Source organism: Streptomyces sp. WM6372 (genome assembly GCF_001279655.1).
GTDB lineage: Bacteria > Actinomycetota > Actinomycetes > Streptomycetales > Streptomycetaceae > Streptomyces.
The window spans coordinates 1-20985 of the sequence record NZ_LGDB01000070.1 but is presented as its reverse complement, the minus strand read 5'-3'; the positions used below and the strand labels follow the sequence as shown (position 1 = coordinate 20985).

Here is a 20985-nt window from a genome sequence, read left to right as displayed (position 1 = left end):
ACAGCTCCACCGAGCCGTCCGCCTCGTGATCGTCTTCTCAGCCTTCGCGTGCGGACGTGTCCAACGGAAGACCCCCGCAAGGACGTGACTTGCGGGGGTCTTCTGTATGCGCCGGACGGTCTGCCGCAAGCCCTACTCGAAGGACGGGCCCTTGGTGCGGGTGCGCTTGATCTCGTAGAAGCCGGGGGTGGAGGCGACCAGCAGGGTGCCGTCCCACAGCCGGGCGGCGGCCTCGCCGCGCGGGGTCGGGGTGACGACCGGGCCGAAGAAGGCCACCTCGTCGCCCTCGGCGCCGGGCACGGAGATCACCGGGGTGCCGACCTCCTGGCCGACGCGCTCGATGCCGTTGTTGTGGGAGTCGCGCAGCACCTGGTCGTACTCGTCGGAGTCGGCGTAGGCCAGCAGCTCGGCCGGCAGGCCGACCTCCGCCAGAGCCTCGGCGATGACCTCGCGGGTCGCGCCCTTGTCCTCGTTGTGGATCCGGGTGCCGAGCGCGGTGTAGAGCTTGCCGGTGACCTCGTCACCGTGCTTCTGCTGGGCCGCGATGACGACGCGGACCGGGGCCCAGCCCTTGGGGCCGAGGATCTCGCGGTAGCGCTCGGGCAGCTCTTCGAGCTTGTTCTCGTTGAGGACGGCGAGGCTCATCACGTGCCAGCGCACCTCGACGTCGCGGACCTTCTCGACCTCCAGCATCCAGCGGGACGTCATCCAGGCCCAGGGGCAGAGCGGGTCGAACCAGAAGTCGACCGGGGTCTTCTCGCGCACCTGGGTGTCGGCCATGTCTCTCCTCGAGTCGCTTGAGCATCACTGGTCGTGTTTCCCCCTCGCCAACCAGGCCGGGGCCGCCCGCATTCCCCCGTGCGAGGATTCCGTCAGGTATCGCGATCACGCACGAAGGAGTGCACGTGCCCGGAGAGAATCTGTCCCGTGACGAGGCCCGCGAGCGGGCCGAGCTGCTGTCCGTCGACGGGTACGAGGTGGTCCTCGACCTGAGGTCAGCCGTGGACGAGGCCGAACCGGCCGAGGGACCCCGGACCTTCCGCTCGGTGACCACGATCCGCTTCCGGGCCGCGGCCCCCGGCTCGGCCACCTTCGCCGACCTCGTCGCCCCGTCGGTGAACTCCGTCACCCTCAACGGGCGGGAGCTGGAGCCGGCCGCCGTCTTCGACGGGGCGCGGATCGCCCTGGCCGATCTGGCCGCCGAGAACGTCCTGGTGGTGGACGCGAACTGCGCGTACAGCCGGACGGGCGAGGGCATGCACCGCTTCGTCGACCCGGAGGACGGCGAGGTCTACCTCTACACGCAGTACGAGCCGGCCGACGCCCGCCGCGTGTACGCGAACTTCGAGCAGCCCGACCTGAAGGCCCCCTACCGCTTCGAGGTGACCGCGCCGGAGGGCTGGCACGTCTGGAGCAACGGCGCCGAGGAGTCCCGCGAGGGCCAGACCCGGCGCTTCGCCGAGACCGCGCCGATCTCCACGTACATCACCTGCGTGGTGGCGGGCCCGTACCACTACGTGACGGACACCTACACGCGCGGGGACCTGACGATCCCGCTGGGCGCGATGTGCCGCAAGGGGCTGGCGAAGCACTTCGACGCGGACGACGTCTTCCTCGTCACCAAGCAGGGCTTCGACTTCTTCCACGAGCACTTCGACTACCCGTACCCCTTCGGGAAGTACGACCAGGCCTTCGTGCCCGAGTACAACCTGGGCGCGATGGAGAACCCGGGGATGGTGACCTTCCGCGAGGAGTACATCTTCCGCGGCAAGGTGACGCGGGCCGCGTACGAGCGCCGCTGCAACACGATCCTGCACGAGATGGCCCACATGTGGTTCGGCGACCTCGTCACCATGAAGTGGTGGGACGACCTGTGGCTGAAGGAGTCCTTCGCGGACTTCATGGGCTCGTTCTCGCAGGTGGAGGCGACCCGCTTCGACCAGGCATGGGTGACCTTCGCCAACAACCGCAAGGCGTGGGCGTACCGGGCCGACCAGCTCCCCTCCACGCACCCGATCACGGCCGACATCCGTGACCTGGAGGACGCGAAGCTCAACTTCGACGGCATCACCTACGCCAAGGGCGCGGCGGTGCTCAAGCAGCTCGTCGCCTACGTGGGCCGGGACGCGTTCCTGGAGGGCGCGCGGCGCTACTTCAAGGCCAACGCGTACGGGAACACCACGCTGGACGACCTGCTGTCGGTGCTCGGCGAGGTCTCCGGGCGGGACATGGCCGAGTGGTCGCGGGCATGGCTGCAGACGGCCGGCGTGAACGTGCTGACTCCGGTGGTGACGTACGACGCGGGCGGCCGGGTGACCGAGCTGTCGGTGGTCCAGGAGGGCGACGAGCTGCGCCCCCACCGGGTGGCGGTCGGCCTGTACCGGCTGGAGGAAGGCGCGCTGGTCCGCTACGCGCAGGCCGAGGCGGACGTGGCCGGCGCCTCCACGGTCGTGGCGAAGCTGGCCGGGCAGGAGCGGCCCGACCTGGTGCTGGTCAACGACGACGACCTCACGTACTGCAAGATGCGCTTCGACGAGGGCTCGCTGGCGACGCTGCGCCAGCGGCTCGGGAGCGTGGCGGACCCGCTGGCGCGGGCGCTGTGCTGGTCGGCGCTGTGGAACCTGACGCGGGACGGGCTGATGCCGGCGCGCGACTTCATCTCGATGGTGCTGGCCCACGCCGGCCGCGAGAGCGACGTCGGCGTGCTCCAGATGCTGCACACGCAGGCGCTGACGGCGGTCACGCACTACGCGGCGGCCGACTGGCGCGAGCAGGGCGGCCGGGTGCTGTCGGCGGTCGCGCTGCAGGAGCTGCGGCTGGCGGAGCCGGGCTCGGAACACCAGCTGACCTGGGCCCGCTTCTTCGCGGCGGGTGCGGCGACGGAGGGCGACTTCCAGCTGCTGCTGGGGCTGCTGGACGGTTCGGCCCGGATCGACGGGCTCGACGTGGACCAGGAGCTGCGGTGGGACTTCCTGCTGCCGCTGGCCGCGCACGGCGCGGTGGACGAGGCCGTGCTGACGGCGGAACTGGCGCGCGACGACACGGCGTCGGGCAAGCGGCACCAGGTGCGCTGCCTTGCGGCGCGGCCGTCCGAGGCCGTCAAGGACCAGGCGTGGGCGGCGGTCGTCGAGTCGGACGCCCTGTCGAACGCGCTGGTGGAGGCGACGATCGCGGGCATGCAGCAGCCTTCGCAACGGGCCCTGCTGGCGCCTTACGCGGGGCGCTACTTCGAGGTGATCGAGCGGATCTGGGCGGACCGGTCGATCCAGATCGGCATGCACGTGGTGAAGGGGATGTACCCCTCGCTGGAGGACTCGGAGCCGACGCTGGCCGCCACGGACGCCTGGCTCGCCGCGCACGCCGACTCCGCTCCGGCGCTGCGCCGCCTGGTGCTGGAGGCCCGTGACGACCTGGCGCGGGCGCTGCGCGCGCAGGCCTGCGACGCGGCGGCCGCCGCGGGCTCGGCCGCGGTCTAGCACGCCGTCGGCGGTCCGCCCGGGCGGACCGGCCCCGCCGCGACATGCGAACGGCGCTATCGGCTTTCGAACGGCCGTACTTTAGTGCGGTCTTGTCCGGATTTGTCGACGGGTACGTAACAGGGGTTAGCGGGGCCGGGGCGGGCGGGAATCTCCGCCGCATGAACCACAACGCGCCCCTCCCCCTCGCCCACCTCACCGGCAACCGCCCCCGCGTGATGAGCCTCGCCCAGCTCCGCGAGCACGGCGTCAGCGCCTCCGAAGCCGCCGGACGGCCCTGGCAGGAGATCCTGCCGGGGGTGTTCCTGCTCCACCCCGGCGCCGCGACCAGCGAGGAGCGCCTGCACGCCGCCCTGCTGTACGCGGGCCGCCGCGGCGGCGAGGCCATGATCACCGGGCTCGCGGCCCTCGCGCTGTACCGGTTCGCCTCCGCGCCCGCGCTGCTCGCCCTCACGCAGATCGACGTCCTGGTGCCCCACACCCGCCGGCTCCGCTCCGTCGGCACCGTCCGGATCGTGCGGACGCACACCCCGCCCCGCCCGCAGGAGGTGACCGGGCTCCCCGTCGCCCCGGTGGCCCGGGCGCTGGCCGACGCGGTCTCCCAGCTCTCCGACGCGGGCACCGTACGCCGCCTGCTCAGCGAGGCCGTCCGCGGCGGGCACTGCGAACCCGCCGCCGTCGTACGGGAGCTGACGGTGGCCCGGCTGCTGAACCGTTCCCACGTCGTGGACGCCGTCGAGTCCCTGCTCGCGGAGGGCCGGGCCATCGCCGAGGACCGGCTGTACCAGCTCGTACGGGGCTACGAACTCCCCGAGCCGGTCTGGAACGTGGACCTGCGCCTGCCCGGCGGCCCGCACCTCGGCGGGGTCGACGCGTACTGGCCCGAACAGGCCGTCGCCGTGGAGATCGACACCCGCGCGCCCCGGCAGGGCGAGGACGAGCAGTTCTCGGAGGCCGTCCGCAAGCGGGAGACCCTGGAGCGGCTCGGGGTGACCGTCCTGCACATCACCCCGCGCAAGCTGCGCGACTGGCCCGAGCAGCAAGCCGCGGTGGTCCGGACCGCGCTGACGGCGTCCGCCGACCGCGAGCCGGCCGCGTACCTGGTCGTCCTCCCCAGGTGAGAGGGGCGACCGGCCGGCCGGCCGGTCCCGTACGCTCGCCCCGGACCTGCCGGCCGGCCCCGATGAAGACCCGCCGCGTCCAAGGCGGCGAGCCTCCCCGACGACACAACGCGCGCACGCGCGTGCGCTGAGACGCCCGAAGTTGTCACACCCGATCTGAGACCGCGCATCGCCCCACCCGCGCGACGAGGTCGGGAAGTCGACAAAGAAACTCTTCAACCCCTGTGATTCGTACGAGTACGCCCCGGTACGGCCTCGATGGCGCATGGTCCGAGCTGGCGAGAGTCCGCCATGTCAGGTCTCGGTCAATGACAAGCCTCCCCAAAGAGCGGTCGGTTGCGCAAAGCTGACCGGTCATCCGGCACCGAAATCCGGACCGTATCTTTCACTTATCCAGGGATGCTGATGACCCTCGAATCCCCCAGCTCCATATCCGGGGCCAGACGCGTCGCGCGTGTCGCGGCCGCGGCCGGCCTGGTCGCCGCGCTGGCGACCGCGGGCGCGATGCCCGTGTTCGCGGCGACCGGCCCCGCCGGCACCCCGGGCACGAGCCCGGCCGTCAAGTCCGCCGACGAGAAGATCGGCTCGGCGGACGCCGAGCTGCTCCAGCAGGCCAAGGCCAAGGGTGACGCGACCGTCACCGTCATGGTGGCCACCGCCCCCGGCCAGACCAAGCAGGTCGCCGACCAGCTCGGTGCGGTCCAGGGCGCCTCCGTCGGGCAGACGAACGACAAGCTCGGCTACGTGCGCGCCACGCTGCCGACCGCCAAGGCCGAGGCCGCGCTGAAGGCGGCCGCGAAGCTGTCCTCGGTGCACGCCCTGGACCTCAAGCACGAGATCCAGCTCTCGGACCCGCGTCCCGACGCGGGCAAGGACTCGGGGACGGTGGGGAAGACCGCCTCCGAGACCTACCCGGGGCCGGACAAGAACACCCCCGCGAAGAACCCGTACAACCCGTCCTTCGAGACGGGCGCGGTGGACTTCGTCGCCAAGAACCCGCAGGCCGACGGCCGCGGCGTGACCATCGGCATCCTGGACTCGGGCGTCGACCTCGGCCACCCGGCGCTCCAGAAGACCACCACCGGCGAGCGCAAGATCGTCGACTGGGTCACCGCGACCGACCCGATCACGGACAACGACGCCACCTGGCGCGCGCAGATCACCCCGGTGACGGCCGCGGGCGGCACCTTCTCCGCGGGCGGCCAGAGCTGGAAGGCCCCGGAGGGCTCGTACCAGTGGAGCCGGTTCAGCGAGTCGATCACCGCCACCGGTGACGCGAAGGGCGACGTCAACCGGGACGGGGACACCACCGACCGGTTCGGCATGCTCTACGACGCCGCCGCCGGCACCGTCCGCGTCGACACCGACCAGGACGGCGACTTCACGAACAACGAGCCGATGAAGCCGTACAAGGACGGCTACCAGATCGGCTACTTCGGCACGGACAACCCGGCGACCGACGTCGCCGAGCGCATTCCGTTCGTGATCCAGATCCGCAAGGACGTCCCGATGGACCCGCTGGGCGGGGACTGGGTCGGCAAGAAGGCCGACTTCGTCAACATCGGCATCATCGAGTCCGAGCACGGCACGCACGTCGCCGGCATCACCGCCGCCAACAGCCTCTTCGGCGGCAAGATGAACGGCGAGGCGCCCGGCGCGAAGATCGTCTCCTCGCGCGCCTGCTCCTGGTCCGGCGGCTGCACCAACGTCGCGCTGACCGAGGGCATGATCGACCTCGTCGTCAACCGCGGTGTGGACATCGTCAACATGTCCATCGGCGGCCTGCCGGCGCTGAACGACGGCAACAACGCCCGCGCCGAGCTCTACAAGAACCTCATCGACACCTACGGTGTCCAGCTCGTCATCTCGGCGGGCAACGAGGGCCCCGGTGTCAACACCATCGGCGACCCCGGTCTCGCGGACAAGGTCATCTCCGTGGGTGCCGCGGTCTCCAAGGAGACCTGGGCCGCGAACTACGGCTCCGGCGTGACCAAGAAGTACAACATGTTCCCGTTCTCCTCGCGCGGTCCGCGTGAGGACGGCGGCTTCACGCCGACCATCACCGCCCCCGGCGCCGCCATCAACACCACGCAGACCTGGCTGCCCGGCTCCCCGGTGAAGGAGGCCGGCTACAACCTGCCGGCCGGCTACTCGATGCTGCAGGGCACCTCGATGTCCTCGCCGCAGGCGACGGGCGCCAGCGCCCTGCTGCTCTCGGCCGCCAAGCAGCACCACATGACGGTCACCCCGGCGAGCCTGCGCGTGGCGCTCACCAGCACCGCGAAGAAGATCGACGACGTCCCGGCGCACGCCCAGGGCGCGGGCCTCATCAACATCGTCGACGCGTGGGAGTCCCTCCAGCGCGACGCCAAGGCCAACGAGTTCACCGTCAAGGCCCCGGTCGACACCGCGATCGACCAGTTCCTGAAGACCCCGGGCTTCGGCACCGGCCTCTACGACCGCGAGGGCGGCCTCAAGGTCGGCCAGAAGAAGGTCTACGACGTCGTCGTCACCCGCACCACGGGAGTCAAGTACGGCACCCGGCACAACCTGAGCTGGCGCAACAACGACGGCACGTTCAAGGTCCTCGGCGACTACGACTACGTCACGCTGCCGCTGAACAAGCCGGTCACCATCAAGGTCGAGGCCAAGCCCAAGACGGCCGGCGTGCACAGCGGCATCCTGCAGCTGGACGACGAGACCACCGAGGGCATCGACAAGCAGATCCTGACCACGGTCGTCGCCTCCACGCCGCTGGCGAAGCCGTCGTTCACGACGTCTGACACCTCCTCCGTGCAGCGCAACAGCCACAAGTCGTACTTCGTGACCGTCCCGCAGGGCGCGAAGTCCCTCGAGGTCGCCCTGGGCGGTCTCAAGCCGGGCAGCCAGACGCGCTTCATCTCGATCCACCCGTACGGTGTGGGCGTCGAGGACAGCGCGACCACCCAGTGCTACCCGAACTACGACAACCCGGCCAACCTGTGCCGCCCCGACCTGCGCTCGTACGCGAACCCGACGCCGGGCGTCTGGGAGATCGAGGTCGAGGCGCGCCGTACGTCGCCGCTGCTCGACAACCCGTTCAAGCTGGACATCAGCGTCCTCGGCGCGGCCTTCGACCCGGCGGTCAAGGTCCTGCCCGAGGTGAAGCAGGGCACCCCCGCCCCGGTCCAGTGGACCATCAAGAACGACGCCGCGGCGATCAGCGGCGGCAAGCTCCAGGGCGGCGCGCTCGGCTCCGCGAAGGTCGCCAAGCCGACCATCGCGAACGGCGAGACCCAGACGAGCACCGTCACCATCGGTGAGGGCGTCTCCCGCCTGGACGTGGCCATCGGCGGTGTCTCCGACACCGGTGCCGACCTGGACCTCACCGTCCTCAAGGACGGCGTGAAGGTCGGCTCCTCCGCCGACGGCGACTCCGACGAGGCCGTGACCCTGCTCAACCCGGCCGCCGGCACCTACACCATCCAGGTGGACGGCTACGCCGTTCCGTCCGGGTCCACCACGTACGACTACCGCGACGTGTACTTCTCGTCCGCCCTGGGCGCCGTCCAGGTCGACGAGGCCGCCGCGGTGAACCTCGCCAACGGCGCCTCGGCGTCCGTCACGGCGAACGTCCTCGCTGCCGCTCCGGCCCCCGAGGGCCGTCAGTTCTTCGGCGAGGTCAAGCTGCTCAACGCCCGCGGCACCGCCGCCGGCACCGGCAGCGTCCAGATCGAGAAGGTCCTCCCGTAACGGGTGACCGGCTGATCGCATGACGGAGGGGCGGGCGCCCGGATCGGGCGCCCGCCCCTTCGCCGTTCCCCCCGCGAGGCCGCGCGCCGGCTACTTGCCCAGCGAGCTCAGGTCCTGGGCGTACGTGCCGACCGCGTGGGCGATGACGTCCAGGTTGGTGTCGAAGGCCTTCAGGTCCAGGTTCTTCAGGGTGTCGCCCGCCCCGTGGTAGTTCGGGTCGTACGGGGCCCCCGCCGTGCCGCCGTACCGCTTGGCCTGCTCGGCGGTCTTGATGCCCTCGGCGCCGGTGAACGTACCGCCGGCCGGGATGCCGTTCGCGATGAACGGGCCGTAGTCCGAGCGGCCGTCGAAGTCGCTGCCCTCGTGCGGCTTGCCCTTCGTGTCGAGGAAGCCGTTGATGAGCGCCTCGATCTGCGCCGAGCCGGCCGGGCCCGCGCCCTCGCCGACCCGGTCCGAGTCGTCGCCGTCGTAGACGAACTGGACCGGGTTCGGCGAGGCGATCATGTCGAAGTTCAGGTAGAGCGCGATGTCCTTCTTCTGCTTCTCGGACAGCTGCGCCACGTAGTGCTCGGAGCCCAGCAGGCCGAGCTCCTCGGCCGACCACCAGGCGAAGCGGACCTTGTTCGCGGGGCCCTTGCCCTTCTTGTTGGCGCCCTCGTCCGCGAGCTTGAGGGCCACCTCCAGCAGGCCCGCGGAGCCGGAGCCGTTGTCGTTGATGCCCGGGCCCTCGGGGACCGAGTCCAGGTGGGCGCCGACGGTGACGACGCGGTCGGAGCGGCCGCCCCTGGTCTCGGCGACCACGTTGCGGGTGGTCTTCTTCACGTGCTCCTGGTCCAGGTCCAGCCGTACGGTCACCTCGCCCGCGGCCGCGGCCGCGGCCAGCGCCTCGCCGTCGGCGAGGGTCAGTCCGGCGCTCGGGATGATCCCCTCGGCGGGCGAGGAGAACCCGCCCCGCACCGGGGTGGTCCCGCTGTGGTTGTAGACGATCACGCCGAGGGCGCCGGCCGCGGCGGCGGCCTTCTGCTTCTCCGCGAAGGTGCAGGAGCCGCGCTTGACCAGGGCGATCCTCCCGGTGAAGGCCCCGGCCGGGTAGTCGGCGGCGTCGCAGCCCGGGGTCTCGTCGACCCGGGCGAGGGCGAGCGGGGCGGTCAGGCCGCCGGCCGGGGTGGACTTGGTGAAGGTGAAGGCGGCGGTGGCCAGCTCGCGCGGCGCGCCGTCGACGCCCGCGAGGACGGTGGTCCTCTCCGTCTTCGTGTGCGCCTCGTAGATGTCGAAGTCCTGGTACGCGACCTGGTACCCGGCCTTCCGGAGGGTGTCGTGCACGTACGCGGCCGAGGCGGCGTGGCCGGGCGTGCCGGCCGCCCGGTTGCCTCCGTTGGCCTCGGCGATCTGCTGGAACCTGGCCAGGTGGCGGTAGGCACCGCGGGCGGTGACCTCCGACACCAGCTCCTTGGCCAGCCTGCCCTCGCGCGGATGGGCGGCCGCCGGGGTGGCGGCCAGCAGGACGGGTGCGGCGACGGCGGCCGCCGCGAGGGCGGCGAGCGCCGGTATGGACCGGCGGCGGTGGCGGTGGCTGTGGCGGATGGCGCGCACGGTGGTTCTCCCCGAGTTCGATATGCGGAACGCCCGTCCGGCGAGCGGACGCGACAGACCGGACCGTAACCAGCCGCGACCTGGCGAAAGGGGCGTTCGGCGGGGGTGCAACACGGCCGCCACGAACGTGTCACGGGGGTTCACACGCGTGACACTGTCCGTTCCTCGGACAATGGATTGGACAAGCCTCGTGGGGTCGAACGCATGATGGCTTCACGCGCGCCCGCGTCGTACGGAGCAAAAGGAGTCACCGTGAGGGTCGGAATCGTCGGAGCCACCGGTCAGGTCGGCGCAGTCATGCGCGGCATCCTCGCCGAGCGCAAGTTCCCGGTGGACGAGCTGCGGCTGTTCGCCTCGGCCCGTTCCGCGGGCTCGACCCTCGACTGGGAGGGCCGGGAGATCACCATCGAGGACGCCTCCACGGCGGACTACTCCGGCCTCGACATCGTCCTCTTCTCCGCGGGCGGCGCGACCTCCAAGGCCCTCGCCGAGAAGGTCGCCTCCCAGGGCGCGGTCGTGATCGACAACTCCTCCGCCTGGCGCCGCGACCCCGACGTGCCGCTCGTCGTCTCCGAGGTCAACCCGCACGCGGTCAAGAACCGCCCCAAGGGCATCATCGCGAACCCGAACTGCACCACCATGGCCGCGATGCCCGTGCTGCGCCCGCTGCACGACGAGGCCGGCCTGACGTCGATGGTCGCCACCACCTACCAGGCCGTCTCCGGCTCCGGCCTGGCCGGTGTCGCCGAGCTCAAGGGCCAGGCCTGCGCGGTCTCCGAGGCCGCCGACCAGCTGACCTTCGACGGCGGCGCGGTGGACTTCCCCGAGCCGGCCGTCTACAAGCGCCCGATCGCGTACAACGTGATCCCGCTCGCGGGCAACCTGGTCGACGACGGCTCCTTCGAGACCGACGAGGAGCAGAAGCTCCGCAACGAGTCCCGCAAGATCCTGGAGATCCCGGAGCTCAAGGTCTCCGGCACCTGCGTGCGCGTGCCGGTCTTCTCCGGCCACTCCCTCCAGGTCAACGCCCGCTTCGCGAACCCGATCAGCGTGGAGCGCGCGTACGAGCTGCTCAAGGACGCCCCGGGCGTCGAGCTCTCGGAGATCCCGACCCCGCTCCAGGCGGCGGGCAAGGACGCCTCGTACGTGGGCCGCATCCGCGTCGACGAGACGGTCGAGAACGGCCTCGCGCTGTTCGTCTCGAACGACAACCTCCGCAAGGGCGCGGCCCTGAACGCGGTGCAGATCGCCGAGCTGATCGCCGAGGAGCTCCGCGGCTGATCCCGGTCGCGCGAGGAGGGGGCGGCACCGGCCGGTGCCGCCCCCTCCTGCGTTCCCGCCGCCCGTCAGGGCCTGCGGGCCTCGAAGAGGAAGCAGCCGAACTCGGTGGCGCGCACGTGCACGAGCGCGACCTCCGGGTCCGCGAAGGCCTGCGCCAACGCCTCCTCCAGCACCGCGTCGGCTTCCTCGGCGGTCGCGCCCGGGGACAGGGCGCGACCGCCGAGGATGTGCCCCGCGGCGTCGTAGCGGCGGGCCGTGCGCAGTGCCCCGGGGTGGGCGAAGGGGTACCCGGGGGCCTCGGCCGGGCCACCGCAGTCGGCGGCGTGGATGAACACCGGCCCCTGCTCGTCATACGCGCCCGGGTCGGCGCCGTGCTCGGCCGCCCAGCGGCGCAGCGGCGCGTACGAGACGAGTGCGATCCGCTCGCCGGGGCGGCTGCGGCGCAGGCAGCAGCGCAGCGGGGCGCCGCCCTCGGGGTCCTCGTACGGCAGGCAGGGGCGGCCGGCGTCGTCACGGACGCGCAGTGCGGCGAGTGCGGCGGGGGCGATGGGACGTACCGCGTGGAGCGCCGTTCGGGGCGCGGAGGGTGCGAATCGTGTGGTCATGGCGTCCAGAGTGCGCGCCCGGAAGCGGCGAAGCTGGCGGAAATCGGACGTCGAGTTTCGCCCGTGGATTACTCGAAGGCGCCTGGTCGGCGCCACGTGGAAGGATGGCGGGGCAACGTCACCATCAAAGGAGATGACCGCGTGCCTGGCACGAATCTCACCCGTGAAGAGGCTCAGCAGCGGGCGAAGCTGCTCACCGTCGACTCGTACGAGGTCGAACTCGATCTCAGCGGTGCGCAGGAGGGCGGCACGTACCCGTCCGTGACCACCGTGCGGTTCCAGTCGGCCGAGGCCGGCGCCGAGACCTTCATCGACCTGGTCGCCCCGGCCGTGCACGAGGTCGTCCTGAACGGCAAGTCGCTGGACGTGGCCGAGGTCTTCCGGGACTCGCGCATCGCGCTGCACCACCTCGCGGCCGGCGCCAACGAGCTCCGCGTCGTCGCGGACTGCGCCTACACCAACACGGGCGAGGGCCTGCACCGCTTCGTCGACCCGGTCGACCAGCAGGCCTACCTGTACACCCAGTTCGAGGTGCCGGACGCGCGGCGCGTGTTCGCCAGCTTCGAGCAGCCCGACCTGAAGGCGACGTTCCAGTTCACCGTGACGGCCCCCGAGGGCTGGACGGTCATCTCGAACTCTCCGACGCCGGATGCCGCGGACGTCAAGGACAACGTCTGGCGCTTCGAGCCGACGCCGCGCATCTCCACGTACATCACGGCCCTGATCGCCGGCCCGTACCACGCGGTGCACAGCTCGTACGAGGGCCCGAACGGCCAGTCGGTGCCGCTGGGCATTTACTGCCGGCCGTCGCTCGCCGAGTTCCTGGACGCCGAGGCGATCTTCGACGTGACCCGCCAGGGCTTCGACTGGTTCCAGGAGAAGTTCGCGTACGACTACCCGTTCGCCAAGTACGACCAGCTCTTCGTCCCCGAGTTCAACGCGGGCGCGATGGAGAACGCGGGCGCGGTCACCATCCGCGACCAGTACGTCTTCCGCTCGAAGGTGACGGACGCGGCGTACGAGGGCCGCGCCGAGACGATCCTGCACGAGCTCGCGCACATGTGGTTCGGCGACCTGGTCACCATGGAGTGGTGGAACGACCTGTGGCTGAACGAGTCGTTCGCGACGTACACCTCGGTCGCCTGCCAGGCCTCCGCCGAGGGCACGAAGTGGCCGCACGCGTGGACCACCTTCGCCAACTCGATGAAGACCTGGGCGTACCGGCAGGACCAGCTGCCGTCCACGCACCCGATCATGGCCGACATCCGTGACCTGGACGACGTCCTGGTCAACTTCGACGGCATCACGTACGCCAAGGGCGCCTCGGTGCTCAAGCAGCTCGTCGCCTACGTGGGCACGGACGCCTTCTTCAAGGGCGTGCAGGCGTACTTCAAGGCGCACGCGTTCGGGAACACGCGCCTGTCGGACCTGCTGGGCGCCCTGGAGGAGACCTCGGGCCGCGACCTGACCGCCTGGTCGAAGGCGTGGCTGGAGACGGCCGGCATCAACGTCCTGCGCCCCCGCATCGAGACGGCGGCGGACGGCACCATCACCGCGTTCGCGGTCAGCCAGGAAGCCCCGGCGCTGCCCGCGGGTGCGAAGGGCGAGCCGACGCTGCGCCCGCACCGCATCGCTATCGGCCTGTACGACCTGGACGCCGCCGGCAAGCTCGTCCGTACGGACCGCATCGAGCTGGACATCGACGGCGAGCTGACCGCGGTTCCGGAGCTGGTCGGCCGGACCCGTCCGGCCGTCGTGCTGCTGAACGACGACGACCTGTCGTACGCCAAGGTCCGCCTGGACGAGGTCTCGCTGGAGAACGTCACCGCGCACCTCGGCGACTTCACCGAGTCGCTGCCGCGGGCGCTGTGCTGGGCCTCGGCCTGGGACATGACCCGCGACGGCGAGCTGGCGACGCGCGACTACCTCGCCCTGGTCCTGTCGGGCATCGGCAAGGAGTCGGACATCGGCGTCGTCCAGTCGCTGCACCGGCAGGTGAAGCTGGCCGTGGACCTGTACGCCGACCCGGCGTGGCGGGAGCAGGGCCTGACGACCTGGACCGAGGCCGCGCTGGAGAACCTGCGCGGCGCCGAGCCGGGCAGCGACCACCAGCTGGCGTGGGCGCGCGCGTTCGCGGCGACGGCCCGCACCGAGGGGCAGCTGACGTACCTCTCCGCGCTGCTGGACGGTGCGGCGGAGATCGAGGGCCTGGTCGTGGACACCGAGCTGCGGTGGGCGTTCCTGGAGCGCCTCGTCGCGACGGGTGTCCTGGGCGACGCGGCCATCGACGCGGAGCTGGAGCGCGACCGTACGGCGGCGGGCGAGCGCCACGCGGCCACGGCGCGGGCCGCGCGTCCGACGGCGGAGGCCAAGGCGAAGGCGTGGGCCTCGGTGGTGGAGTCCGCGGACCTGCCGAACGCGGTGCAGGAAGCGGTGATCGGCGGCTTCGTCCAGACCGACCAGCGCGAGCTGCTGGCCCCGTACACCGAGAAGTTCTTCGCGGTGGTCAAGGGGATCTGGGAGAACCGCAGCCACGAGATCGCCCAGCAGATCGCGGTGGGCCTGTACCCCTCGCTCCAGGTCTCCCCGGAGACCCTGGCGGCGACGGACGCCTGGCTGGCCTCGGCCGAGCCGAACGCGGCCCTGCGCCGCCTGGTCTCGGAGTCCCGCTCGGGCGTGGAGCGCGCGCTCAAGGCCCAGTCCGCGGACGCGGCCTCGGCTTCCTGAGCCGCCCCGCAGCCTGACAGTCCGGTGCCCCGGCCCCCGCTCCCGCGGGGCCGGGGCACCGGCGTTCGGTCACGGGCACCGGCGTTCGGTCACGGGGTTCGGCGTTCGGTCGCGGGGTTCGACGCGTGCTCACGGGGTGCGCTGCGCGGCCACGGCCCGGAGGGCGGCCAGGACCCTGGACACGGCCGGGGCGCCTTCGCCGCCGCGGCGGGTGGCCGCCAGGACGTGACGGGTGGGGCGGTCGTGGGTCAGGACCCGCACCGCCACCCCCGAGGCACGGCTCGACACCATGCGGGGGACCAGGGCCACGCCCATCCCGGCCTCGACCATGGCCAGGATCGCGGTCCAGCCGGACGCCGAGTGCGCCTGTTCCGGGACGAATCCGGCCGCCTCGCAGGCGTTGCGGGCGATCTCCTGCCAGGGGCCGCTGCCCCCGTAGATCCACGGATCGCCGGACAGGTCCGCCAGCCGCAGGGCCGGGGCGGCCGCCAGCGGGTGGTCCGGCGGCAGGGCCACGTCGAGGGGGTCCTCCAGCAGCGTGATGCGGGTGAACCGCGGGTCCCGGGCGGTCGGCGCGTGCGCCGCCAGCGAGAGGGCCAGGTCGACGGCGCCGGCCGCCAGCAGCTCGTACGACTGCGCCGCCTCGGTCTCCCGTACCCGTACCTCCACCCCCGGGTGGCTGTGGCGCAGCGCCGCCACCGCCGGGACCACCAGTACGGGCACGGCCGTGGAGAACGCCCCGATCCGGACCTCCCCCGCGTCCCCGGCCAGGTACCCGGCCAGCTCGGCGTCCGCCCGCTCCAGCTGCGCGAACACCGCCTCCGCGTGCCGCAGTACGAGGTGCGCCGCGTCCGTGAGCCGGACCCGGCGCCCCTGCGCCTCCAGCAGCGGCACCCCCAGCTGCCGGGCGAGATTGGTCAGCTGCTGCGAAACAGCCGAGGGCGTCATGTGCAGCGCCTCGGCCGTCGCGGTCACGGTCCCCCGGTCGGCCAGGGTCCGCAGGATGCGCAGCTTCTTGATGTCCCACTCGGTCATGGGACCGAACCTACCGGCGGGCCCCCAGGCCCACGCCGCCGAGGATCAGCGCCATGCAGAGCAGCTCCGCCGGGCCGGTCCGCTCGCCCAGGAGCAGGAGGCCGAGGCCCGCGACGCAGACCGGCTGGAGGTAGTAGACGACTCCCGCCCGGGCGGCGCCGATGAGCGAGATGGCCTTGTTCCAGGCGAAGAAGGCGACCGCGGAGGACATGACGCCGACGTAGAGCAGCATGCCGCCGGTGCCCGCGGTGAGCTCGAAGCCGCCCTGGACGGTGACGGAGACGGCGTACGCGGGGGCCAGCATCAGCGCGCCGAGCACGAAAGTGGTGATCAGGAAGGCGAGGCCGCCGAGCTCGGCGGGCTTGCGCTTGAGCAGCGCGCTGTACGTGGCGAACGACAGCGCGGCGGCGAGCATCCACAGGTCGCCGGCCCCGAAGTCGAAGCCGAGCGAGCCGTCCCCGACGAGCAGCAGCACCCCGAACGCGGCGAGCAGCAGCCCGAAGGTCCGCCGGACGCCGAGCCGTTCACCGCCGAGGCGGGCGTACAGCGCCATGACGACCGGCGAGGCGGCCATGATCATGCCCATGTTGGAGGCGGAGGTGGTCAGTCCGGCCTGGTGCACGAGCGTGTTGTACAGGGCGACGCCGAAGAGCGAGGCGAGGGCGATGAACCCGAGGTGGCGGCGGATCAGCGCCCGCTGCTGCCAGGCCTGGCGGGCCGCGAACGGGGCGACGGCGAGGGCCGCGATGACCCAGCGCCAGAACACGGCCTGGACGGGCGGGACGGTGTCGGCCATCCCCCGGGTGGCGACGAAGCTGCCGGACCAGACGACCGTCGCGACCAGGGCGAGGAGGAGGCCGAGTCCTGCGGACCCCTTCGCCGCCCGGCCGCCGGGCCCGGCCTCGGGCTGGTGCTGCGTACCGGTACGGACCCTGTCCATGACGGCCACGGTGTGTCTCCCCCTCGGGTGCTGGTCTGATCAGGTCTCGCCTGAAGTGGCTCTACCGTCGCACCGGGCCATCCGTCAGGTCCATCGAAATGTTCCGATCATTCTTTTCAGTAGAACTGAACGGTTCCACCTTCGTTCCGGCGGCGAACAGCTGGCCCGCGACCGTGGCCCCGAAGGCGATCGCCATGCCCAGCAGCTGTACGGGCGACAGGGCCTGGCCGAGGGCCGCCCAGCCGATGACCGCCGCGGTGAGCGGCGAGAGCGGGCCCAGCAGGGTGACCGAGGCGGCGGTGAGCCGGCCGATCCCGCGGAACCAGAGCCAGTACGCGATGCCGGTGTTGATCAGCATCATGTAGCCGTACCCGAGGAAGGCCTTGCCGTCGAGCGCGGGCGGGGCCCCCTCGATCAGGGCCGCGACGGGGATGATGACCAGCCCGCCCGCCGTGAGCTGCCAGCCGGTCAGGGCCAGCGGGCCGACCCCCTCCGGACGCCCCCACCGCTTGGTCATGACCGTGCCCGCGGCCATGGAGGCGGAGGAGACCACGCCGGCGACGATGCCGACGAGGTCCAGCCGGGCCGCGGCGGTCAGGACGACCATGCTCACGCCGAACGCCCCCGCGACGGCCGCGAGTACGGTCCGCAGCCGCGCCCGTTCCCCCAGGACGAGGGCGGCGAGCCCGACGACGAAGAGCGGCCCGGCGGAGCCGAGGACGGCCGCCACCCCGCCGGGCAGCCGGTACGCGGAGAGGAAGAGCAGCGGGAAGAAGGCGCCGATGTTGAGCGTGCCGAGGACGGCGGACTTCCACCACCACGCGCCGCTCGGGATTCTGCGGGCCAGGGCGGTGAGCAGGAGTCCGGCGGGCAGGGCCCGCATGACCCCGGTGAACAGGGGCCGGTCGGGCGGGAGCAGTTCGGTGGCGACGGCGTAGGTCGAGCCCCAGGAGATCGGGGCGAGGGCGGTCAGGGCGACGGTGGCGAAACGCTTCATGGCAGTGGCTCCCCCAGTAGGCTGCTTGCAAGAAAGTAGCTTACTCCTAAGCTACTTTTAGGCAAGCTACTTTCTTGCGAACGATCGGAGGAAGGCCGGATACTGCGCTTCATGACCGAGGCCTACAAGGACACCGCCGACAGGGAAACTGTCCACGCGGACGCCGTCGACGCGATCATCAACCAGTGGCACGTGGTGCGACCGGACCTGGACACCGCTCCCATGGCCGTCTTCGGCCGCATCTACCGGATCGCCCGCGCCATGGGCGACGCCGTGGAGCAGGCCTACGTCCGGTACGGGATCTCGCGCGGCGAGTTCGACGTCGTCGCGACGCTGCGCCGCTCCGGAGCCCCGTACACGCTCTCACCGCGCCAGCTGTCGGCCACGCTCATGCTCACGACGGGCGGGATGACCGGACGCCTGGACAAGCTGGAGAAGGCCGGCCTGCTCGGCCGCAAGCCCGATCCGCACGACCGGCGGGGGCTCCAGGTGACGATCACCGACCGCGGGCTCGCCCTCGTCGACGAGGCCGTCGCCGCCGGGCTGGAGGTGCAGCGGGCCGCGCTCGCGGGACTCGGCGACGAGGAGGTCGCCGTCCTGACGGGCCTGCTCCGCAAGCTGATGGCCGAGGTCTAGGGGGCCAACGGGGGAGCCACCGGGGGACACCCCGCCCCGGAGGCCTGACGGGGACCGACCCGGTCGGGTCGGTCGGTCAGTCTGTTCAGTTGGTGGGCTGCGGCCTGTCCGACTTGTCGAGGACCATCACCAGGCCCACGATGATCAGGAACAGCACGATCGGCGTGGCCACGTAGAGGCCGAGGGTCTGGGCGATGCTCAGACCGTTGCCCGGGTCGTCGCCGTCGTCGCGGGTCACCGCGAGCGCGGGAGACGTCATGAGCAGCATCATCAGCGTCGATCCGGCCGTGACGGCGCCGGCGCGCAGAGCGTTCTTCTTGTCCACGGTGCAAACGTAGCGAACACCTAAACGAGGCGCGCGCCCGGGGGTGCCGTACGGGCACCCGCCCCCTCCCGCACCGCGCTCAGCAGGGCGTTCGCCCGGGGCGAGGCGGCGAGCGCCTCCAGGGTCAGCGGCCGTCCCGCCGAGTCCGCGAGCGGCAGCCGCCAATTGGGGTACTGGTCCCAGGTCCCGGGCAGGTTCTGCGGCCGCCGGTCCCCCACCGCGTCGGGCAGCCATACGCCGACCATCCGGGCCGGGGTGCGCAGCAGGAAGCCGTACAGGGCCCGTACGGCGGCCTCCTCGCCCTTGGTGTCCAGGCCGAGCCCCTCCAGTACGTCCAGCCACTGCGCGGTGTCGGCGGCGTCCTGGGCCCGCTCCTCCGCTACCGGGCGGGTCAGCAGGCCCAGCCGGTCGCGCAGTTCCACATGGCCGCCGGCCAGTTTGGCGGCGGTGGGCGGCAGGTCGTGGGTGGTGGCGGTGGCCAGGCAGTCGGCGCGCCAGGCCCCGGGGGAGAGCGGCTGCCCGTCGCCCGCCCAGTCGCGTTCGAACCAGAGGACCGAGGTGCCGAGCACCCCGCGCCGGGTCAGCGCCTCGCGGACGCGCGGCTCCACCGTCCCGAGGTCCTCGCCGATGACCGGGGCCCCGGCCCGGTGGGCCTCCAGCACCAGGATCGCGAGCATCGCCTCGCCGTCGTAGGAGACGTACGTGCCGTCGGCGGGCGGGGCGCCCTCCGGGATCCACCAGAGCCGGAACAGGCCCATGACGTGGTCGATGCGCAGGGCGCCGGCGTAGCGGAACACCCCGCGCAGCAGGGCCCGGAACGGCTCGTACCCGGTGGCCGCGAGCCGGTCGGGCCGCCACGGCGGCAGCCCCCAGTCCTGGCCGCGCGCGTTGAAGGCGTCGGGCGGGGCGCCGACGGAGACGCCCTTCGCGTAGAGGGACGGGCCCTCGGCGTCCGAGCCGTGCGGGTGCACGCCGACGGCGAGGTCGTGGACGATGCCGACCGGCATCCCGGCCTCGCGGGCGGCCCGCTGGGCGGCGGCGAGCTGGGTGTCCGTCAGCCAGACCAGCCAGCGGTGGAAGTCGGCCCCGCCTCCGGAACCGCGGCCCGCGCACCAGGCGGCGTGCCGGTCGAGCGCCGCACCCTGCTCGGCGCAGAACCGGTGGTAGTCGGCCTCGCGTTCGGGGGTGCGCGGGGCGGCGTACAGCAGTTCGAGGGCCCGGCGCTTCAGCTCCCAGACGGCGTCGCGGTCGATCAGCGCCCCCTTTTCGAGCACCTCGCGGCGCAGCTCGGCGCCCTGGCCGGCGAGTTCGCCGAGGGCCTCCTGGTCGGGGCAGTCGGCGTACTCCGGGACGTCCTCGATCCGCAGGTGGACGGGGTCGGGGAAGCGGCGCGAGGAGGGCCGGTACGGGGAGGGGTCGGTCGGCGCCCCGGGCACGGCGGCGTGCAGCGGGTTGACCTGGACGAACCCGGCCCCGTGGGCCCGGCCGGCCCACCGGGCGAGCGCGGCGAGATCACCGAGGTCCCCCATGCCCCAGGACCGCTCGGAGAGCAGGGAGTACAGCTGCACGAGCACCCCGTGCACCCGGCCGCCCCCGGCGGGCGCCCGCTCCGGAGCCACGATCAGCGTGGCGTCCCCGGTGCGCCCCTCGGGGGTCTCGGCGACGAGCCGGTGCACCCCGAACGGCGGCACTCGGCCCGCGCCCCGGTCCCACACCCCGCCCGCGGCCGCGTCGCCCTCCGCCTCTTCGCCCTCCAGGCGGATCCGCGTACCGGGAGGGAGCGCGGCCAGCTCCGCGGGCGGCCGCGCCCCGGCCCACCACACCAGCACGGGCGGCAACAGCCGGTGCGAGGCCTCGCGCTCGGCTTCGGCCAGGTGCCGCCGTACGGCTTCCGGGCCGTCGCAGTCCACGCCCAGCTGCCGCAGCACGGCGGCGACGGTGGCCTCCGGGACCCGGACGGTGACGTCCTCGGCGGGCTGGTAGGTGGTGGCGACGCCGTGCAGCGCCGCGAGCCGGGCGAGGTCGTCCATGTGAGTACCTGTGTCCCTGTGTCTAGTCGCCTGCGGCAGCGGCCGCGGCGGGCGGGGTCGGTTCGCTCGTCAGCGGGGCCTCTTCGGCGAGCGGGGGCTCGCTGGTCAGCGGCGCGTGCGCGGAACCGGCGAGCGGGGGCTCGCTGGTGAGGGGCCCCTCTGCGGGCCCGGCCTGCGCGGGCAGGTGGGCGAGCAGAGGGGTGTGACGGGTGCCGGATGCGGTGTTCACGGGCGGTTGCTCCTTTGTCCGTACGGGGGGTGAGGGTGGGTCAGGGACCATGGAACACCGCCGGGGAACATCGCAGCCATACCCCGTGGACAGCGCCGCATTCCTGGCGCATCCGGGTCAGAACCCCCGCGTACCCCCGGGACGGACGCCGCCCGCGGCGGCGCGGGCCGGCAGGCGCGGGCGGCGGGGCAGGCGCCGGCGGCAGGCGGACGGGCACACGCGCCGGCTTCGGGGGGCGGGGCGGGGGCCGGACCGGGG

At 72.4% G+C, this 20985-nt stretch carries 15 protein-coding genes; 6 read left to right on the top strand and 9 right to left on the bottom strand.

The annotated features are described in order from the left end of the window. Positions 1–132: 132 nt before the first annotated feature. Positions 133–780 carry a DsbA family protein gene (locus tag ADK52_RS07490; RefSeq protein ID WP_053688985.1) on the bottom strand — a complete coding sequence of 216 codons (648 nt, stop codon included), beginning with the start codon at positions 778–780 and terminating at the stop codon, positions 133–135. Positions 781–905: 125 nt separating this feature from the next. Here ADK52_RS07490 and pepN (ADK52_RS07485) point away from each other — a divergent pair, with 125 nt between their 5' ends. From pepN (ADK52_RS07485) to ADK52_RS07475, 3 genes are all read left to right on the top strand, one after another. After that, positions 906–3476, top strand: coding sequence for an aminopeptidase N (pepN, locus tag ADK52_RS07485; RefSeq protein WP_053688984.1), 2571 nt, complete (start codon positions 906–908; stop codon positions 3474–3476). Between the two features lie 161 nt (positions 3477–3637). Next, complete coding sequence (locus ADK52_RS07480) at positions 3638–4597, top strand: hypothetical protein (RefSeq protein WP_053688983.1); 960 nt, start codon at positions 3638–3640, stop codon at positions 4595–4597. 405 nt (positions 4598–5002) lie between these two features. After that, entirely contained in the window at positions 5003–8329 is a 3327-nt protein-coding gene (locus tag ADK52_RS07475; RefSeq protein ID WP_053689055.1) for a S8 family serine peptidase, read from the top strand. 90 nt (positions 8330–8419) lie between these two features. On the opposite strand, the gene ADK52_RS07470 is transcribed toward ADK52_RS07475, so the two are convergent. Beyond that, positions 8420–9922 carry a M28 family metallopeptidase gene (locus ADK52_RS07470; protein ID WP_053688982.1) on the bottom strand — a complete coding sequence of 501 codons (1503 nt, stop codon included), beginning with the start codon at positions 9920–9922 and terminating at the stop codon, positions 8420–8422. A gap of 252 nt (positions 9923–10174) precedes the next feature. Between ADK52_RS07470 and ADK52_RS07465 the strand changes: the two genes are divergently transcribed. After that, positions 10175–11203 (top strand): aspartate-semialdehyde dehydrogenase, encoded by a 1029-nt coding sequence (locus ADK52_RS07465; RefSeq protein WP_053688981.1) that lies wholly within the window; start codon positions 10175–10177, stop codon positions 11201–11203. Positions 11204–11268: 65 nt separating this feature from the next. Here the strand turns inward: ADK52_RS07465 and ADK52_RS07460 are convergent, their stop codons facing one another. Beyond that, on the bottom strand, positions 11269–11808 hold the full coding sequence (locus tag ADK52_RS07460; protein ID WP_053688980.1) for a DUF1203 domain-containing protein: 540 nt from the start codon (positions 11806–11808) through the stop codon (positions 11269–11271). A 141-nt stretch (positions 11809–11949) separates the two neighbouring features. Here ADK52_RS07460 and pepN (ADK52_RS07455) point away from each other — a divergent pair, with 141 nt between their 5' ends. After that, entirely contained in the window at positions 11950–14535 is a 2586-nt protein-coding gene (gene pepN / locus ADK52_RS07455) for an aminopeptidase N (RefSeq protein ID WP_053688979.1), read from the top strand. Positions 14536–14664: 129 nt separating this feature from the next. Here pepN (ADK52_RS07455) and ADK52_RS07450 read toward each other — a convergent pair whose 3' ends face one another. From ADK52_RS07450 to ADK52_RS07440, 3 genes are all read right to left on the bottom strand, one after another. Next, positions 14665–15570, bottom strand: coding sequence for a LysR family transcriptional regulator (locus tag ADK52_RS07450; protein WP_053688978.1), 906 nt, complete (start codon positions 15568–15570; stop codon positions 14665–14667). A gap of 10 nt (positions 15571–15580) precedes the next feature. Continuing rightward, a complete protein-coding gene (locus ADK52_RS07445) occupies positions 15581–16510 on the bottom strand; it encodes a DMT family transporter (protein ID WP_053689054.1) in 930 nt (309 codons plus the stop codon). Positions 16511–16571: 61 nt separating this feature from the next. After that, on the bottom strand, positions 16572–17507 hold the full coding sequence (locus ADK52_RS07440) for an EamA family transporter (RefSeq protein ID WP_053688977.1): 936 nt from the start codon (positions 17505–17507) through the stop codon (positions 16572–16574). A gap of 111 nt (positions 17508–17618) precedes the next feature. On the opposite strand from ADK52_RS07440, the gene ADK52_RS07435 reads away from it, so the two are divergent. Continuing rightward, positions 17619–18143 (top strand): MarR family winged helix-turn-helix transcriptional regulator, encoded by a 525-nt coding sequence (locus ADK52_RS07435; RefSeq protein ID WP_053688976.1) that lies wholly within the window; start codon positions 17619–17621, stop codon positions 18141–18143. An 85-nt stretch (positions 18144–18228) separates the two neighbouring features. On the opposite strand, the gene ADK52_RS07430 is transcribed toward ADK52_RS07435, so the two are convergent. From ADK52_RS07430 to ADK52_RS07420, 3 genes are read right to left on the bottom strand one after another with little or no spacing between them, the layout of a single operon-like run. After that, complete coding sequence (locus ADK52_RS07430) at positions 18229–18468, bottom strand: hypothetical protein (RefSeq protein ID WP_053688975.1); 240 nt, start codon at positions 18466–18468, stop codon at positions 18229–18231. 20 nt (positions 18469–18488) lie between these two features. Beyond that, on the bottom strand, positions 18489–20498 hold the full coding sequence (locus ADK52_RS07425; protein WP_053688974.1) for a 4-alpha-glucanotransferase: 2010 nt from the start codon (positions 20496–20498) through the stop codon (positions 18489–18491). 22 nt (positions 20499–20520) lie between these two features. Beyond that, complete coding sequence (locus tag ADK52_RS07420; RefSeq protein WP_053688973.1) at positions 20521–20727, bottom strand: hypothetical protein; 207 nt, start codon at positions 20725–20727, stop codon at positions 20521–20523. Positions 20728–20985 lie beyond the last annotated feature (258 nt).

What these genes read in the sequence shown, in the direction of transcription:
- ADK52_RS07490 (WP_053688985.1), bottom strand. Translation starts at nt 780, where the DNA reads ATGGCCGACACCCAGGTGCGCGAGAAGACCCCGGTCGACTTCTGGTTC.
- ADK52_RS07480 (WP_053688983.1), top strand. Translation starts at nt 3,638, where the DNA reads ATGAACCACAACGCGCCCCTCCCCCTCGCCCACCTCACCGGCAACCGC.
- ADK52_RS07475 (WP_053689055.1), top strand. Translation starts at nt 5,003, where the DNA reads ATGACCCTCGAATCCCCCAGCTCCATATCCGGGGCCAGACGCGTCGCG.
- ADK52_RS07460 (WP_053688980.1), bottom strand. Translation starts at nt 11,808, where the DNA reads ATGACCACACGATTCGCACCCTCCGCGCCCCGAACGGCGCTCCACGCG.
- ADK52_RS07450 (WP_053688978.1), bottom strand. Translation starts at nt 15,570, where the DNA reads ATGACCGAGTGGGACATCAAGAAGCTGCGCATCCTGCGGACCCTGGCC.
- ADK52_RS07445 (WP_053689054.1), bottom strand. Translation starts at nt 16,510, where the DNA reads ATGGACAGGGTCCGTACCGGTACGCAGCACCAGCCCGAGGCCGGGCCC.
- ADK52_RS07440 (WP_053688977.1), bottom strand. Translation starts at nt 17,507, where the DNA reads ATGAAGCGTTTCGCCACCGTCGCCCTGACCGCCCTCGCCCCGATCTCC.
- ADK52_RS07435 (WP_053688976.1), top strand. Translation starts at nt 17,619, where the DNA reads ATGACCGAGGCCTACAAGGACACCGCCGACAGGGAAACTGTCCACGCG.
- ADK52_RS07425 (WP_053688974.1), bottom strand. Translation starts at nt 20,498, where the DNA reads ATGGACGACCTCGCCCGGCTCGCGGCGCTGCACGGCGTCGCCACCACC.